We start from the raw sequence: 16268 nt of genomic DNA on the forward strand, positions 1-16268 counted from the left end.
GCCGTGCGGGGGAGATGTCCGGCAGGACAGAGGGGGGCGCGAAGGATCGCGGCGCGGAGGGCTGCGCCCGCAATGAGAACTACGCGCGCTCGATGATGACATGCGTGGCATTCGGTGTCGCGATCTGCTCGCTGCAGCGGTAGCCGAGCCTGGGCATGTCGATGCCGGCAAAAAGGCTCTCGCCGGAGCCGAGCAGCATCGGCGAGATCGCCAGATGCATGTTGTCGATAAGCTTTTCCCTGAGGTATTGCCGGATGGTGGCGACACCACCGCCGAGCCGTACATCCTTGCCATCAGCCGCTGCTTTCGCCTTTTCCAGTGCCGAGTGGATGCCGTCGGTCACGAAATGGAAGGTCGTGCCGCCCTCCATGACGACGGGATCGCGCGCATGGTGGGTGAGCACGAAGACCGGCACGTGATAGGGCGGGTTGTCACCCCACCAGCCTTTCCAGCTGTCATCTGGCCATTCGCCGCGGATCGGCCCGAACATGTTGCGGCCCAGGATCCATGCGCCGACATTTTCGAAGCTGCGCGCCGCAAACGCCTCGTCCGTGTCCGTAGTCCCGCCTTCCTCACCGACCATTTGGCGGAAGGTGCGGGTGCCGACCATCCATTTGTGCAGGGCTTCCCCGCCGACACCCAGCGGGTTCTTCAGATCCTGGTCGGGACCGGCGCCGAAGCCGTCGATCGACAGCGTGAAAGCGTTGACGCGTAGCTTGGACATGATCGCCTCCTAAACCAGTTGTAATTTGCAAGCAGTTTCCTTTTAGCAAACCGATTGTGAATTGCAAGCGGTATTTTTTCGGCCAAACGCCAGAGGCCGGCAACAATTGTTGCTCGTCGCAGGTCGCAGCGGGCTGGATGGCAGCGCGCGGCCGAATTTCTTGAGGAGGCGTGGTCAGCAGCCCGAGGCTGCAGACCATCCGCTTACCGGGAACTGAGCAGGTAGCTGGCGGGCTATTCCTTCAGCATCGCCGCCACCTCAGGCGCGAAATAGGTGAGAATGCCGTCGCAGCCGGCGCGCTTGAAGGCGAGAAGCGATTCAAGCATCGCCTTTTCGCCGTCGATCCAGCCATTGGCGGCTGCCGCCTTGATCATCGAATATTCGCCCGACACCTGGTAGGCGAAGGTCGGCACCCGGAACTCGTCCTTCAGCCGCCGGATGATGTCGAGATAGGGTAGGCCGGGCTTGACCATCAGCATGTCGGCGCCCTCGGCGAGGTCCTGCTCGGCCTCACGCACGGCTTCGTCGGAATTGGCGTGGTCGATGTAATAGGTCTTCTTGTCGCCCTTGAGCAGGCCGGCGGTGCCGACCGCCTCGCGGTAGGGACCGTAAAAGGCGGAGGCGAACTTCGTTGCGTAGGACATGATCGCCACGTCGGAAAAGCCATTGGCGTCGAGGGCGTCGCGGATGGCGCCGATGCGGCCGTCCATCATGTCGGAAGGCGCGATGATGTCGGCGCCCGCCGCCGCCTGGATGACGGCCGCCGCCGTTACCTGTTCCACCGTCTCGTCATTGACGATGATGCCGTCGCGCAAAATGCCGTCATGGCCATGCGAGGTGAAGGGGTCAAGCGCGGCATCGGTGATGATGCCGATCTCCGGCACCGCGTCCTTGATGGCGCGGGTGGCGCGGTTGATGATGTTTTCCGGGTCGAGAATATGCGAGCCGGTCTGGTCGCGTAGCGAAAGCTCCACATTGGGGAAGGTGGCGATCGCCGGGATGCCGAGCTTCGCGGCGCGTTCGGCTTCCTTCACCGCGAGGTCGAGCGATAGGCGGAACACACCAGGCATGGCCGCGATCGGCTCGCGCACTTGTCTGCCGTCGACGACGAAGATCGGCCAGATCAGGTCGTCGACCGTGAGCCGGTTCTCCTGGACGAGGCGGCGCGACCAGTCGGCCTTGCGCATGCGCCGCAGACGGCGGCTGCCGGTGATCTCGTCGACGCTGCGCGCGCCGGCAGCCTTTGCGGGGGTGAATTTGTTCATCGCCTAAACTCCGGATCAGCAGCTTTTATCACGTGCCCATGCGGCTGACCAATGCGACACGTTTGTGCCAGGCCGTGGCTCGCTGGCAGCTACGGATTTGGCGGCCACGCAAGGTCGGGGCCGGTTCTGAAGAACGAGACGTTGTTGGTGAAAATGCTGGCCGGGGCAAGCCTGATCATGCGCCCGTCCGGATGTTCGATCTGCGCCACATTGTCGATGAACCATCGGTTCCAGCTTGCTTCTGGACCAAGATATTTGTGAAGCAGCCGTTTGAAGCGGTCTGGCGACATCGGTTCGATGGTGGCGGCGCCGCGCAGTCCGAGATGGAGCAGGATGCCGGCCTCGTTGTCGAAGTGGACGATTTCCACCGCGCAGCGCGGGTGCCGTTCAAGGTGTTTTACCGCGCTGGCTTCCGACGATCCGAGCAGCCAGATCGCACCGTCCTCCCAGATGAACCACATCGGCGCGTTGCGCGGTGCGCCGTCTGTGCCAACGGTCGCCAGATTCGCCATCAGCGGGCGGCTGAGGACATCGTCCGGGTCGAACTTTCGCGGCATCTCCCAGGCGTATCCCGACGTTTCAACGATCATGCGTTCGTCCCTGATTGCTGCATAGATAGCTGTCGCCTGCAATTCTGCGCCCGTTTGGCTCGGGCGCAAAGCATGACCTCTTTGCGCCCGTGAAAATCCAGATCGGCCTGCCGGCGTTTGGCCCGCCATTGACGGACCCATGCGCCAACCTTTAGCACTTCAGTCCCGCAGGCGCGGGGAGGGATTCTCTGGCGATGGATTTTGACGGAGGCGATGAAATTCGCTTCGAACATTTGGGCCGGGCTGGCATCGTCACGCTGACGCGGCCGCAGGCGCTCAATGCCGTCACGCATCGCATGGTCAAGGCGCTCGACAGGGCCTTGCACGCCTGGGAGCGGGATCACGAGGTCGATGTTGTCGTCGTCAAGGCCGAGGGCAGGGCGTTTTCCGCGGGCGGCGACATCCTCGACATCTACGAGGCCGGTCGCGCGGGAAAGCCGCCGGTCGAATTCTTCGCCGACGAATACCGCCTCAACGCCCGTATCGCCCGGTTCAAGAAACCCTATGTCGCGCTGATCGATGGCATCGTCATGGGCGGCGGCGTCGGCGTCTCGTTCCACGGCTCGCAGCGGGTCATGACCGAGAATGCCCAGTTCGCCATGCCGGAAGTCGGCATCGGCTTCTTTCCCGATGTCGGCGCCAGCCATCTCCTGCCGGACCTTGGCGGCAGCTTCGGCATGTATCTGGCGCTCACCGGCAACCGCATCCGCCATGGCGATGCGCTGTGGTCGGGCCTGGCGACGCATACGATCAAGGCGCTGGACCAGGCCGCATTTCTCGACCGGCTGGCGGCGTCCGGCGATCCGGAATCGGTGCTGCGCGGTTTTTTTGTCCCGGCCCGGCGCGAGACGGACAGGCCGGTGCTGGAAGCGATCGCCCGCCATTTTGCGCAACCCTCGCTGGCCGACATTGTCGGCAGCCTGGAGCGGGCAGCCGTCGCGGACGACTTCGCGGCAAAGACGCTGGCGACGATCCGCACCCGTTCGCCGACCAGCCTGCATGTCGCCTGGCGCCAGATCAGCGCCGGGCTGACGCTGTCCATGGACGAATGCATGAAGATGGAGTTCCGCATCCTCAACCGTATGCTGTCGGGCCATGATTTCTACGAAGGCATTCGCGCCGCCATCATCGACAAGGGCTCGACGCCGCTCTGGCGGCCGGCAAGCCTCGATGCGGTCGGCGCTGCCGACGTCGATGCCTATTTCGCGCCGCTCGATGAACGGGAACTCAAGCTGTGAGCGAGGTCACGTCGAGACGCGTCGTGCTGCAGCCGACGACGGTGGAGGTCATCTTCGCCTGGTTCCAGCGCATCATCGCCGGCTACTGCCTTCTGTTCGGCATATTGTACTGGATCCGGCTGATCGGCTTCTACCAGGGCCCGCTGTGGCGCTTCGACCTGATGCCCGTGCACTGGCAGGTGGCGGCGGTGATGCTCGCCGTTTTCTTCCCCTTCGCCGCCGCCGGCCTGTGGATGCTGGCCTCCTGGGGGCCGGTGATCTGGTTCATCTGCGCGGTGACCGAGACGGTCATGTATGCCGGCTTTCCCGAGCTCTTCGGCCACCGGCTGCTGATCGTCGCATCGCATGCGGCGGTGGCGCTGCTCTATATCGTCTTCCGCGTGGTGATCTGGCTGCAGAAGCGGCAAGCGCTGGCGCCGCGCGTTCCATAGGACGCGCTGAAACTTTGAATCGGCCAATTTCCGCCCGAAATCAGTGGCTAAATCTTTAGGTTAATTATCCTTGCTCGGGTGACCGATCGTTAAGCCTCTTTCGAAACCTCTTACCGGTAAGCTCTTGTTAGCCCTAGCGTTTAAGTCGAATTTTATGAGTATTCGATAGTGTCGCGATCAAGGTGAAAAACAAAAAATCACCAGGGCGACAAACGAGAGGCAAAGACAATGATCAATTCGCGTCCGGCGGCGAAGACCGCCAACGTATCCGACGACCGCCGCGAGGCAATCCGTTCGCTTTACATGGAATCGCTGCAGCTCGTGGAGCGTCTGCACCGCCGTCTGCTTGACGTGATCAAGGACGAATTCGACCGCAACGGCCGTTCCGACATCAACGCCATCCAGGCACTGCTCCTCTTCAACATCGGCAACGCGGAGCTGACCGCCGGCGAACTGCGCTCGCGCGGCTACTATCTCGGCTCGAACGTTTCCTACAATCTGAAGAAGCTGGTCGATCTCGGCTTCATCAACCACCAGCGCTCGCGCATCGACCGCCGTTCGGTCCGCGTCTCGCTGACGCCGAAGGGCAACGAGGTGGCGGAAGTTGTCGCCGGTCTCTACGAGCGCCATGTCGGCTCGATCGAGCAGGTCGGCGGCATCAACACCGACGAGTTCAAGCAGATGAACCGCGCCCTGCAGCGGCTGGACCGCTTCTGGAACGACACCATCGCGTATCGGATGTAATTCATCCGCCGCGTTCGAAGCCGCGCCACAGAAGCGCGGCCGGGGGCGCAGCCAATCAGGGACCGGTGCCGAAAAGCACCGGTCCTTGCGTTTCGTATGGGCCAGCCGATCCAAATCGCTGATAAGGCCACGTTGCCGCCATATTCCCCAGTGAAAGCGAGAGTGCGGGTGACGCTTGAGGTCAAAGCCATGAATTCACCTCGAATGCGCGTCACACTTTGCCTGTTTCACATCGAAGTGATGGGAGCGCTGGTTGGCTAATTGTTAACAATGCCAACTTTAGAGTGTGGGCGAGATCGCCCGGTGAAAAAATTGCTACAAGAATGTCTGGAACGTCCATGAGAACCAGCCGCCGTTTTTTTCTTTCCGGAGCCTCCGCGCTCGCAGCCGCAGTTGTCGCCGGCAGTGCCAGCGCGCAGGACGTGATCGGGGACATCCTGAAATCCTCGGGCCGCGGTAATTGGGACGACCAGTTCGACGCCCGCCCCAGCCAGGGCGGCAAAGTGGCCTCGACGCTGCCGATCTTCAGCCTGCAGACCGTTTCGTTTACCGAGCAGGCGGTGGCGCAATATCAGAACATCGTCGCCCAGGGTGGCTGGGAGCCGGTTCCCGATACCAAGAAATTGCAGCTTGGCGTCGATGACCCCGACGTGGTGCCGCTGCGCAAGCGTCTGATGATTTCGGGCGATCTGGCGCAGAGCGCCGGCATTTCGACGGCCTTCGATTCCTACGTCGACGCCGCGGTCAAGCGCTTCCAGGCGCGCCATGGCCTGCCGTCCGACGGAACGCTCGGCCAATACACCTTTGCGGCGATGAATGTTTCGGCACCAATCCGGCTCGGCCAGTTGCAGACCAATCTGCAGCGCCTGCGCGAGCGCGCCGGCACGCTGGGCAACCGCTATGTTCTGGTTGACATCCCGGGCGCCCAGATCGAGGCGGTCGAGAACGACCGCGTCGTGCTGCGCCATACGGCGATCGTCGGCAAGGTCGATCGCCAGACGCCGATAGTCAATTCCAAGATCAACGAGATCGTCGTCAATCCCTACTGGAATGCTCCGGTGTCGATAGTGCGCAAGGACATCATTCCGCTGATGCGCAAGGATCCGAACTATCTCAAGGACAGCAACATCCGCCTGTTCGCGCCGGATGGCAGCGAAGTCGATCCGCTGACCGTGGACTGGTCGACAGACGACGCCGCGAAATACCGCTTCCGCCAGGATCCGGGCGCCGGCAATGCGATGGCCTCGGTCAAGATCAATTTCCCGAGCCCCGATGGCGTCTATATGCACGATACGCCGCAGCAGAGCCTGTTCGGCAAGATGATGCGCTTCGATTCCTCGGGCTGCGTGCGCGTCCAGAACGTGCGCGATCTCGTCACCTGGATCCTGCGCGACACGCCGGGCTGGAACCGCCAGCGTTTCGAGGCGACGATCAAGAGCGGCGAGAGCGTCCCGGTGCAAGTCACCAATCCGGTGGCGGTCTATTTCCTCTATCTGTCGGCCTGGTCGACGGGGCCGGGCGTCGTGCAGTTCCGCGACGACATTTATGGCCTTGACGGGGCCAACGAGCTGCAGATCACCTCCGCGCTGTAACCAACTGATTCTTTTGCTGAAAAGGCCGCCATTGGGCGGCCTTTTTTGCTTTCAAGTTTCCGCCAACGCGTCTGTTATGTGCCTAGCTGGACGTTCCACCCGGTTTTGCGCATGGTCCTGAAACCTCGTTCGGAATCGCATCATGCAAGTCGCCGTCTTCATCCTCGTCGTGCTCGTCTTCGTTGCCCTTTCCGGCGCGCTGGTACGGCTCGTGCGCGTGCCGCTGCCGGTACTGCAGATCGCCATAGGTATAGCCCTTGCCTGGCCGGTGCGCGGCATCCATGTCGAGATCGATCCCGAGCTGTTCCTGCTGGTGTTCATCCCGCCGCTTTTGTTCGGCGACGCCGTTGCCGCGCCGAAGCGCGAACTGCTGGCGTTGCGCGGCCCGATCCTCGACCTTGCCATCGGGCTCGTCTTCTTCACCATCGTCGGCTTCGGCTATGCCTTGCATTGGCTGGTGCCGAGCATCCCGCTGGTCGTCGCCTTCGCGCTTGCGGCGGTGCTGTCGCCGACAGATGCTGTGGCCGTCTCCTCGATCGTCGACCGGAACGTTGTTCCGGCGCGGCTGATGCATATTCTGGAAGGCGAGTCGCTGCTCAACGACGCCTCGGGCCTGGTCATGTTCCGCTTCGCCGTGGCAGCGGTGCTGACCGGCAGCTTTTCCTTCGCCGCCGCATCGCTGGGCTTCCTCTACGCCGTGGCGGCCGGCATCCTGGCCGGCGTGGTGGCGGTGTTCGCCGCCGCCAAGGCGCTGCAATTGCTCAACCGCATCGGCGGTGTGCCGGCCGAGGCGCAGGTTCTGGTGATGATACTGATCCCCTTCATTGCCTATCTCGGCGCCGAGCATGCCGGCGCGTCCGGAATCCTGGCCGCCGTCACCGCCGGCGTGCTCACCAGCGGGTCCGGCATCTTCCGCTATCTCGGCGTCTCGGCGCGCATGCAGACCATGTCGCTGTGGACGACGCTATCCTTCATCTTCAACGGCGCGCTCTTCATTCTGCTCGGCCTGCAACTCCCCGACATCATCCGCAACGTGCCGCCCGAACTCACCAGCCGGCATTGGCTGATCGAGCCGGTTGCCACGGTGCTGATCCTCACTTTATGCCTGATCGCGCTACGCTTCCTATGGATATGGGTTGGCGACATAGCGGCGCGCCTTGCCGCGCGGTTTGGCAAGCGCAAGGCCGAACCGTTCGGCCTGCGCGTGCGGCTCGCCGGCTCGGTGGCCGGCGTGCGCGGCGCGATCACGCTGGCCGGCATCCTGTCGCTGCCGCTGGCCATGCCGGACGGTTCGCCGTTTCCGGCGCGCGATGTGGTGATCTTCCTCGCCGCGGGCGTCATCATCTGTTCGCTTGTCATCGCCAGCCTTTCCTTGCCGAAGATCGCGCGCGGGCTGGTCGAGCCGGGCGAGCATCCCGGTGCCGCCGAGGAACGCCGGGCGCGCGTCGGCGCGGCCAATGCGGCAATCGCCCGCATCGAGAGCGTCGCCAATGACGGCAGCGAAGGGGAGGAGGCCGGCGCCCGCCTGGCGGTGGCCGACAGCATCGTTGCCGGTTATCGGCGCCGCATTGCCGCCTCCGACGAGGCGGATGAAGCCCGCGCCGAGGCCCGTGAAGCCGGCCGGCTGGAGCTTGAGCTCAGGCTCGCCGGCATCGAGGCCGAGCGCGCCGCCGTGCGCGCCATGTTTCGCAGTCGCGAGATCAACGACCATACGATGCAGGCGCTGTTTGCCGAAATCACGCTCACCGAGGCCCTGCTGAAGGGCCGGCAGGCGAGAAAATAGGGCCTGCGGACCGGCGCTGGCGCAATCCGGCCAGCAAATTTCGCGCTGCAAACGTGGCGGGGGCAAAGCAACTGTGTTAATGGCGCGGCAGGCCCCCCGGATCAAGGATTTCAAGCCATGGCAACAGCAGCGGCAGTGTCGAACAAATTCGAATCCTTCTTCGAAACCACGCTTGAGGATGCCGATCCGGAGATCTTCGGCGCCATCCGCAACGAACTCGGCCGTCAGCGCCACGAGATCGAGCTGATTGCGTCGGAAAACATCGTCTCCCGCGCCGTGCTGGAAGCGCAGGGATCGATCATGACCAACAAATATGCCGAGGGCTATCCGGGCAAGCGCTACTATGGCGGCTGCCAGTTCGTCGACGTGGCCGAGGAACTGGCCATCGAGCGCGCCAAGAAACTGTTCGACTGCAACTTCGCCAACGTCCAGCCGAATTCCGGCAGCCAGATGAACCAGGCGGTGTTCCTGGCGCTCTTGCAACCCGGCGACACCTTCATGGGCCTCGATTTGAATTCGGGCGGCCACCTGACTCACGGTTCGCCGGTCAACATGAGCGGCAAATGGTTCAAGGTCGTCTCCTACGGCGTGCGCAGGGAAGACCATCTGCTTGACATGGACGCCATCGAGAAGACTGCCCATGAGACCAGGCCGAAGCTGATCCTGGCCGGCGGCACCGCCTATTCGCGCGTCTGGGACTGGAGGCGGTTCCGCGAGATCGCCGATTCGATCGGCGCCTATCTGATGGTTGACATGGCGCATATCGCCGGCCTGGTCGCGGGCGGCGTGCACCCGTCGCCGCTGCCCCATGCCCATGTGGTGACGACGACGACGCACAAGTCGCTGCGCGGCCCGCGCGGCGGCATGATCCTGTGCAACGACGAGGACATTGCCAAGAAGATGAACTCGGCGGTATTCCCGGGCTTGCAGGGCGGGCCGCTGATGCATGTCATCGCCGCCAAGGCGGTGGCGCTCGGCGAAGCGCTGAAGCCGAGCTTCAAACTCTATGCCGAGAGCGTCGCCGCCAATGCCAAGGCGCTGGCCTCCAGTCTGCAGGAAACCGGCCTCGACATCGTCTCCGGCGGCACCGACAATCATCTGATGCTGGTCGACCTCAGGCCCAAGAACGCCACCGGCAAACGCGCCGAGGCCGCACTTGGCCGCGCCAACATCACCTGCAACAAGAACGGCATCCCCTTCGATCCGGAAAAGCCCTTCGTCACCTCGGGCGTACGTCTGGGCACGCCGGCCGGCACCACGCGCGGCTTCGGCCGGGCCGAGTTCCGCGAGATCGGCAAGCTGATCGCCGAGGTGCTGGATGGGCTCAAGGTCGCCAATTCCGACGAGGGCAATGCGGCGGTGGAAGCCGTGGTGAAGGCGAAAGTGGCCGCATTAACGGATCGTTTTCCGCTCTACCCGTATCTCGGTTGACCTGAACGTCATTCGTTGTCGAGAAGCACCATTCCGGGCGGTTCGTGCGGGAGTCCTGATGATGTCGATGCGAAGTCTTGCCGGCGCTGGCGTCCTTTGTGCCCTGGCCATAGTGGCTGTCTTGCCGTTGTCCAGCGTCACCTGGGCGCAGACCACGCCCGCGACACCCAAGATGGAAACCTTCGGCAAGTGGTCGACCCTCGTGGATGAGGTCGACACCGGCGAGGATTTGCGCAAGACCTGCGCCGCCTCGACCGCCTTTCTCGACCCGAACGGCACCAGCGGCACGCTGACGCTCGCCATATCGAACGGCGACGCGCTGCCGCCCGATGGCTATCCGACCGTCGTTATTGCCATCAGGAACAATGACCTGCCGAAAGGCGACAACATTCCCGCAGTGTTCGGCGACGACAAAGGCAAGGTCAAGGCAAGCTTTCATCTCAGCGCCGATGCCGGCGGACAATGGATGATGAACAACAAGACCGAGACCACCCTGGCGCTGTTGCGCGCCATGCGCCGCGCCAGCGCGCTCGATGTCAGCTTCGCCGACATTCCGGTCGCGACCGTCTCGATGGACGGCTTCACCAAGGCCTATCGCAGCCTCGGCACATCATGCGGCTTCGCGACCGCCGACGTCGCGCCCTGACTGGTCGGCATTGACGGGCCTCGCAATTTTGCTCGCGCCTCGCTATCTCTGGCGCGCGAGAGGCCGTTCCCGACACTTTGCCATCGTTGCAAAAAGCTCTAAGCCTTTCGCTCCACGAGAATCGCGAACCGAAGGCTCTCCATGCGCTGTCCCTACTGCCAGTCCGAAGATACGCAGGTGAAGGATTCGCGCCCCGCCGAGGATGGCGCGGCGATCCGCAGGCGGCGCGTCTGCCCCGACTGCGGCGGCCGCTTCACCACCTTCGAGCGCGTGCAGTTGCGCGATCTCGTGGTGGTGAAGAAGTCCGGCCGCAAGGTTCCGTTCGATCGTGACAAGCTGCTGCGCTCGGTCGAGATCGCGGTGCGCAAGCGCAATGTCGATCCCGAGCGCATCGACCGCGCGGTGACCGGCATCGTGCGCCAGCTCGAAAGCTCGGGCGAGACCGAAGTCGCCTCCGGCGAGGTCGGCCGGCTGGTCATGGAGGCGCTGAAGTCGCTCGACGACGTCGCCTATGTACGCTTCGCCTCGGTCTATCGCAATTTCCGCGAGGCCAAGGATTTCCATGATGTGCTGGGTGAACTGAAGGGCGACGAGCTCAAGGGTGACGAGGACGCCGGCTGAGCATGGCAAGGCCCGAACGCAGCAAAACCGAACAAGAGAGCCTTGATCGTCGCTTCATGGCGGCGGCCCTCCGGTTGTCGCGGAAAAATGCTGGGCGGACCTCGACCAACCCTTCGGTTGGTACGCTGATCGTGCGCGATGACGGCGCTGGCCCCATGATTGTCGGCACCGGCGTCACTGCGGTCGGTGGCCGGCCGCACGCCGAGACCGAGGCGCTGGCCGAGGCAGGCGAACTGGCGCGCGGCGCCACGGCCTATGTCACCCTGGAGCCCTGCGCCCATCATGGCCGCACGCCGCCTTGCGCCAACGCTCTGGTCAATGCCGGTGTCGTGCGAGTGGTTGGGGCTGCCAGCGACCCCGATCCACGCGTGTCCGGCAAGGGCTATGCCATCCTGCGCGCCGCCGGTGTCGAGGTGGTCGAAAAGGTGCTCGCCGCCGAGGCGGCCGAGCAGATGGCCGGCTATCTGATTCGATCCCTGAAAAAAAGCCCGGAAGTGATTCTGAAGCTTGCACTTTCCAGCGATGGCAAGATCGGCAGGGAAGGCGAGGGGCAGGTCGCGATCACCGGTGAGGTCGCGCGGCGCGAAGTCTACCTGATGCGGGCCGAAGCCGACGCCATTCTGGTCGGCATCGGCACCGCGCTGGAGGACGATCCGGCGCTGACCGTGCGTTTGCCGGGGCTGGAGAACCGTTCGCCGGCACGCATCGTGCTCGACCGCCAGATCCGCCTGCCGGAGACCTCGAAGCTGGTTTCCGGCATCGACCGGGTGCCGCTCTATGTCGCCGCTTGCCTGGAGGCCGATCCGCACCGGCGGTCAGCACTCGAACGCGCCGGCGTTCGCTTCATCGGCACGGAAACGCATGAGGGCGGCATCGCGCTGCCTGAACTGCTGGAAGACCTGGCGGCGCTCGGCATGGCGAGCGTGCTGGTCGAGGGCGGCGCCAAGGTCGCCAAGACCTTCCTCGCCGAAGGACTGGTCGACCGCATCGTGCTGTTCCAGGGGCCGGACGCGATCGGCGAGGGCGGCATTGCGTCGCCCATCGACGCCGACCATATCCCGGCAGGATTTCGCAAATTGCGCGACATGCGTTTTGGCGAAGACAGCTACGCCGAGTGGGTAAGAGATATCTAGGATCGGGTCGCGATGTTTACTGGGATTGTTACCGATGTCGGCACCGTTGCCGCCGTTAAGCCGCTGAGGGAAGGGGTCGGCCTGCGCATCGACACCGCCTGCGATCCAGAGACCGTCGCCATCGGCGCTTCGATTTCCTGCGGCGGCGTCTGCCTGACGGTGACGGCGCTGCCCGAGCACGGCTCGAACGCACGCTGGTTCGAGGTCGAGGCCTGGGAAGAGGCGCTCAGGCTGACAACGGCAGCGGGCTGGAAATCCGGCACAAGGATCAACCTCGAACGGGCGCTGAAGATCGGCGACGAGCTCGGCGGCCACATCGTATCAGGCCATGTCGACGGCACGGCCGAGATCGTGGCGCGCAAGGAGGAGGGGGATGCCGTGCGTTTCACCCTCGAAGCGCCACGCGAACTGGCGAGGTTCATCGCGCCCAAGGGTTCCGTCGCCCTCGACGGCACCTCGCTCACCGTCAACAAGGTCGAAGGCACCCGCTTCGACGTGCTCCTGATCCACCACTCGCTGACCGTCACCACCTGGGGCGAGCGCCAGGTCGGCGACCGCGTGAACCTCGAGATCGACACCATGGCCCGCTACGCGGCGCGTTTGGCCGAGGCCGCCAAAGAGGGGCTTTAGGTGGCTTGAAGTTTCCGGCCATTGGCCGTACACTATCGGCTGGAGAACAACGATGACAGCACATGCACACTCACGTCGCAGCCGTGTCCGTGGCGAGCGTCTGGAAACGCGCGTCACGGCTGATCAGAAGAGCCTCATTGAACATGCCGCGGCCCTGCAGGGCAGGACGGTGACGGATTTCGTACTGACCAGTGTGCAGGAAGCTGCCCGCCGGGCCATCGAGGAGCATCAGCGTCTCGATCTTTCCGTCCGCGACAGCCGCGCCTTCGTCGATGCGCTTATCAACCCGCAACCGGTCAATGATCGTCTGCGCGATACAGTGCGACGGTATCGTCAGGCCACCGGCACCTGACGAGTGAGCGCTTCGAACGAGGATCCTTTTCGGGTTGAGGTGCTTGGCCCACAGCACGAAAGGACGTCGTTCGAGAGCGGCGTAGAGCCGCTCGATCGATATTTCCGAATGCAGGCTGGGCAGGACGCGCGCAAGAACATCGCGGCGCCGTTTGTTCTTGTCCTGCCGGACGGAGCCATCGCCGGCTACTATACGTTGTCGGCGACTGCCGTGGATATTGGCGAGTGGCCCACGCAGACCATCCGCAAACTTCCTCGCTACCCCCTCATTCCAGCGACGCTGCTCGGCCGCCTCGCCATTGATCGGCGGTATCGGGGGGCAGGCCATGGCCGCTATCTGCTGGCCGATGCTCTGTCCCGTTGTGTCAGAAGCGAGATCGCTTCGTTCGCCGTTGTAGTCGATGCCAAGGACGAAGATGCACGCCGCTTCTATCAACGCGAGAGCTTTCTGCCGTTCCCGGATCAGCCGATGAAAATCTTCCGGCCGATGGCCGATATCGCAGAGCTGTTCAAATGAGGAAGGAGCTTTAATGGACAGCAGGGAATTTCAAGAGGACAGCGGCTGACGCGCGAGGCATTGGCCGATGTGGATGAAGGCCGCGTGGTGGATCACGAAGCCGTTCTTGCCTGGGGTGAAAGCCTCGGTACTGGCCACCCGCTCTCGGCACCTTATCCAAAGATCAGATAGGCCCGCGGGACTCCAGCAATCTTCCGCTTGCGATCAACCCTGCTTCGGCCTAAGTCACCGGCGATCCCGGAGACATTTATGGCTGGCACATCCCAACACGGCAAAGCGTTCATCCGCCCGAAGAAGAAGGCGCACCTTCTCGTCATCGAGGCGCGTTTCCATGACGACCTTGCCGACGCGCTGCTCGAAGGCGCGACGAGTGCGCTCGACGAAGCGGGCGCGACCTATGATGTCGTCACGGTTCCGGGTTCGCTGGAAATCCCGGCGGTGATAACCTTCGCGCTCGACGGCGCCTCTGATGGCGGAACGGACTATGACGGTTTCGTTGCCCTCGGCACCATCATCCGTGGCGATACCTATCACTTCGACATTGTCGCCAATGAATCCAGCCGCGCGCTGATGGATCTGTCGGTGCAGGAAGCGGTCTGCATCGGCAACGGCATCCTGACCACCGAGAACGACGCCCAGGCCTGGACGCGGGCCAGGCGTTCGGAAGGCGACAAAGGCGGCTTTGCGGCGCGCGCGGCGCTGACCCTGATCGCGCTCAAGCAGCAATTGGGAGCGCCATCGTGAGCGAACCCGCTTCGCCCGGCCAGCCCGCGGTGCGCCATGCCAACAAGCGCGGCGCGGCCCGTCTGGCCGCCGTGCAGGCGCTCTACCAGATGGATGTGGCCGGCAGCGGCGTCTTCGAGATCACTGCCGAATATGAATTGTTCAGGCTTGGCAAGGAAGTCGACGGCGCGCTCTATCGCGAGGCCGACGCGCAATGGTTCCGCGCCATCCTCACCGGCGTCGTCGAGAACCAGAAGACCATCGATCCGGTCATCCGCCAGGCGCTGACCGACGACTGGCCGCTGTCCAGGCTCGATTCGACCCTGCGCGCCATTCTGCGCGCCGGCGTCTATGAGTTGATGAAGCGCGAGGACGTGCCGGTCGCCGTCATCGTTTCGGAATATGTCGACATCGCCAAGGCCTTCTACGAGGACGACGAGCCGAAGCTCACCAACGCCGTGCTCGATCGCGTGTCGCGCCGGGTGCGCGGTGAGGGACGCGGCAAGGACGTTTCATGACCGCCACGGCCATCGCCGCCGAGGCCGGCAAGGAGGCGCGCCGAACGGCGTTTATTCTGGCCGCCTCGCAGGCGATCATCGGTTCGGCCGCACCCATCGCCATTTCGCTCGGCGCGCTGGCCGGGCAATATCTGCTTGGCCCCGACAAGTCGCTGGCGACCGCGCCGGTCACCGGATTCAACATCGGCGTTGCGCTCGGCGCTCTGCCCGCCGCCGCCATCATCCGCCAGCTCGGCCAGCGCGGCGGCTTCATGACCGGCACGATCGTCACCGCGCTGGGCGGGCTGGTGGCAACGCTGGCGCTGTTTAATCCGAGCTTCTGGCTGTTTGCTTTCGGCCTGTTGGTGATCGGGGTTGGCGGTGCCTTCGTCCAGCAGTTCCGCTTCGCCGCCGCCGACAACGCGCCGCCCGAATTCAAGGCGCGCGCCATTTCCTTCGTGCTCGCCGGCGGCATCGTCACCGCCATCCTTGGGCCGCAGATCGTCATCTTCACCCGTGAATCCTTTGCGCCAGTGATGTTCGCCGGCTCGTTCGCTTCCATCCTGGTGCTGTCGGCGGTTGGCGCCGTCATCCTGTCGTTCCTGCGCATTCCGGCGAGAGCCGTCGACAATGCGGAAATCGCCGACAGCGATGCCCGGCCGCTCTCCGAGATCGTCACCCGGCCGCGTTTCGTCGCAGCACTTTTTTGCGCTGTCGGCAGCTACGCGCTGATGAGTTTCGTCATGACCGGCGCGCCGCTCGCCATGGTCGGCTGCGGCCTGTCGACGGACGACGCCACGCTCGGCATTTCCTGGCACGTCATGGCGATGTTCGCGCCGAGCTTCTTCACCGGATCGCTGATCCATCGCTTCGGTGCCGAATGGATCGTGGCAGCCGGTCTCGTGTTGCTCATCGGTTGTGCCGTGGTGGCGCTGTCGGGGCTGGCACTGTGGCAGTTCTGGACGGCGCTGATCCTGCTCGGCCTTGGCTGGAATTTCAGCTTCATCGGCGCCACGGCCATGGTTGCCGACAGCTACCGCCCGTCGGAAAAGGGCAAGGTCCAGGGCTTTCATGACTTTGTCCTGTTCGGCTCCGTCGCTTTCGCCTCGCTGATGTCGGGCGCGGTCTACAATGCCTGGGGCTGGGAGATGCTGAACTGGATCATCTTCCCGGTCACGATGCTGTGCTTCGTGGCATTGGGCGCGTTGAAGATGACGGGCTTGCGCCTCGCAAACTAACATCACGCTGTCGGGATGGCTGGCGTGGGATTGGGCCAGCCCGCACAAAATTATTGCGTCCATCCCCCTTGTTATGAAACCGTGTGCCCCGACTGGGGGTTGAAGCCATGCTCA

Annotated in this window: 18 protein-coding genes; 15 read left to right on the plus strand and 3 right to left on the minus strand. The window is 63.7% G+C overall.

The window, feature by feature from the left end; genetic code table 11:
• Positions 1–79: 79 nt before the first annotated feature.
• From MESS4_RS15695 to MESS4_RS15705, 3 genes are all read right to left on the minus strand, one after another.
• Positions 80–724: a dihydrofolate reductase family protein gene (locus MESS4_RS15695; RefSeq protein WP_006332568.1), complete on the minus strand. Its 645-nt coding sequence runs from the start codon at positions 722–724 to the stop codon at positions 80–82.
• A 233-nt stretch (positions 725–957) separates the two neighbouring features.
• The gene (gene hemB / locus MESS4_RS15700) at positions 958–1989 is read right to left on the minus strand and encodes a porphobilinogen synthase (protein ID WP_006332574.1); all 1032 of its coding nucleotides are present in this window, start codon (positions 1987–1989) and stop codon (positions 958–960) included.
• 89 nt (positions 1990–2078) lie between these two features.
• Entirely contained in the window at positions 2079–2579 is a 501-nt protein-coding gene (locus tag MESS4_RS15705) for a pyridoxamine 5'-phosphate oxidase family protein (protein ID WP_006332585.1), read from the minus strand.
• Positions 2580–2773: 194 nt separating this feature from the next.
• Here MESS4_RS15705 and MESS4_RS15710 point away from each other — a divergent pair, with 194 nt between their 5' ends.
• From MESS4_RS15710 to MESS4_RS15780, 15 genes are all read left to right on the plus strand, one after another.
• The gene (locus tag MESS4_RS15710; RefSeq protein WP_006332588.1) at positions 2774–3817 is read left to right on the plus strand and encodes an enoyl-CoA hydratase/isomerase family protein; all 1044 of its coding nucleotides are present in this window, start codon (positions 2774–2776) and stop codon (positions 3815–3817) included.
• Positions 3814–4248 (plus strand): DUF6163 family protein, encoded by a 435-nt coding sequence (locus tag MESS4_RS15715; protein WP_006332590.1) that lies wholly within the window; start codon positions 3814–3816, stop codon positions 4246–4248. Before MESS4_RS15710 ends, MESS4_RS15715 begins: the two co-directional genes overlap by 4 nt.
• Positions 4249–4476: 228 nt before the next feature.
• Positions 4477–4992: a winged helix DNA-binding protein gene (locus MESS4_RS15720; RefSeq protein WP_006332592.1), complete on the plus strand. Its 516-nt coding sequence runs from the start codon at positions 4477–4479 to the stop codon at positions 4990–4992.
• 338 nt (positions 4993–5330) lie between these two features.
• The gene (locus MESS4_RS15725; protein ID WP_006332594.1) at positions 5331–6584 is read left to right on the plus strand and encodes a L,D-transpeptidase family protein; all 1254 of its coding nucleotides are present in this window, start codon (positions 5331–5333) and stop codon (positions 6582–6584) included.
• A gap of 142 nt (positions 6585–6726) precedes the next feature.
• Entirely contained in the window at positions 6727–8367 is a 1641-nt protein-coding gene (locus MESS4_RS15730; RefSeq protein ID WP_006332596.1) for a Na+/H+ antiporter, read from the plus strand.
• 117 nt (positions 8368–8484) lie between these two features.
• Positions 8485–9798, plus strand: coding sequence for a serine hydroxymethyltransferase (gene glyA / locus MESS4_RS15735; RefSeq protein WP_006332598.1), 1314 nt, complete (start codon positions 8485–8487; stop codon positions 9796–9798).
• Between the two features lie 61 nt (positions 9799–9859).
• Complete coding sequence (locus tag MESS4_RS15740) at positions 9860–10444, plus strand: hypothetical protein (RefSeq protein WP_036241447.1); 585 nt, start codon at positions 9860–9862, stop codon at positions 10442–10444.
• Positions 10445–10585: 141 nt separating this feature from the next.
• Positions 10586–11065 (plus strand): transcriptional regulator NrdR, encoded by a 480-nt coding sequence (gene nrdR / locus MESS4_RS15745; RefSeq protein ID WP_006332602.1) that lies wholly within the window; start codon positions 10586–10588, stop codon positions 11063–11065.
• A gap of 2 nt (positions 11066–11067) precedes the next feature.
• The gene (ribD, locus tag MESS4_RS15750; RefSeq protein ID WP_006332604.1) at positions 11068–12198 is read left to right on the plus strand and encodes a bifunctional diaminohydroxyphosphoribosylaminopyrimidine deaminase/5-amino-6-(5-phosphoribosylamino)uracil reductase RibD; all 1131 of its coding nucleotides are present in this window, start codon (positions 11068–11070) and stop codon (positions 12196–12198) included.
• 12 nt (positions 12199–12210) lie between these two features.
• The gene (locus MESS4_RS15755; protein WP_006332606.1) at positions 12211–12828 is read left to right on the plus strand and encodes a riboflavin synthase; all 618 of its coding nucleotides are present in this window, start codon (positions 12211–12213) and stop codon (positions 12826–12828) included.
• A gap of 52 nt (positions 12829–12880) precedes the next feature.
• A complete protein-coding gene (locus MESS4_RS32295) occupies positions 12881–13180 on the plus strand; it encodes a DUF1778 domain-containing protein (RefSeq protein ID WP_006332608.1) in 300 nt (99 codons plus the stop codon).
• 3 nt (positions 13181–13183) lie between these two features.
• A complete protein-coding gene (locus tag MESS4_RS15765; protein ID WP_006332612.1) occupies positions 13184–13696 on the plus strand; it encodes a GNAT family N-acetyltransferase in 513 nt (170 codons plus the stop codon).
• Between the two features lie 249 nt (positions 13697–13945).
• Complete coding sequence (gene ribH, locus MESS4_RS15770; protein ID WP_006332614.1) at positions 13946–14440, plus strand: 6,7-dimethyl-8-ribityllumazine synthase; 495 nt, start codon at positions 13946–13948, stop codon at positions 14438–14440.
• Entirely contained in the window at positions 14437–14937 is a 501-nt protein-coding gene (gene nusB / locus MESS4_RS15775; protein WP_006332616.1) for a transcription antitermination factor NusB, read from the plus strand. Before ribH ends, nusB begins: the two co-directional genes overlap by 4 nt.
• Positions 14934–16154 carry an MFS transporter gene (locus tag MESS4_RS15780; RefSeq protein ID WP_006332618.1) on the plus strand — a complete coding sequence of 407 codons (1221 nt, stop codon included), beginning with the start codon at positions 14934–14936 and terminating at the stop codon, positions 16152–16154. The genes nusB and MESS4_RS15780 overlap by 4 nt, the downstream gene beginning before the upstream one ends.
• Positions 16155–16268 lie beyond the last annotated feature (114 nt).

Source organism: Mesorhizobium sp. STM 4661, from assembly GCF_000359125.1.
Taxonomy (GTDB): Bacteria; Pseudomonadota; Alphaproteobacteria; order Rhizobiales; family Rhizobiaceae; genus Mesorhizobium.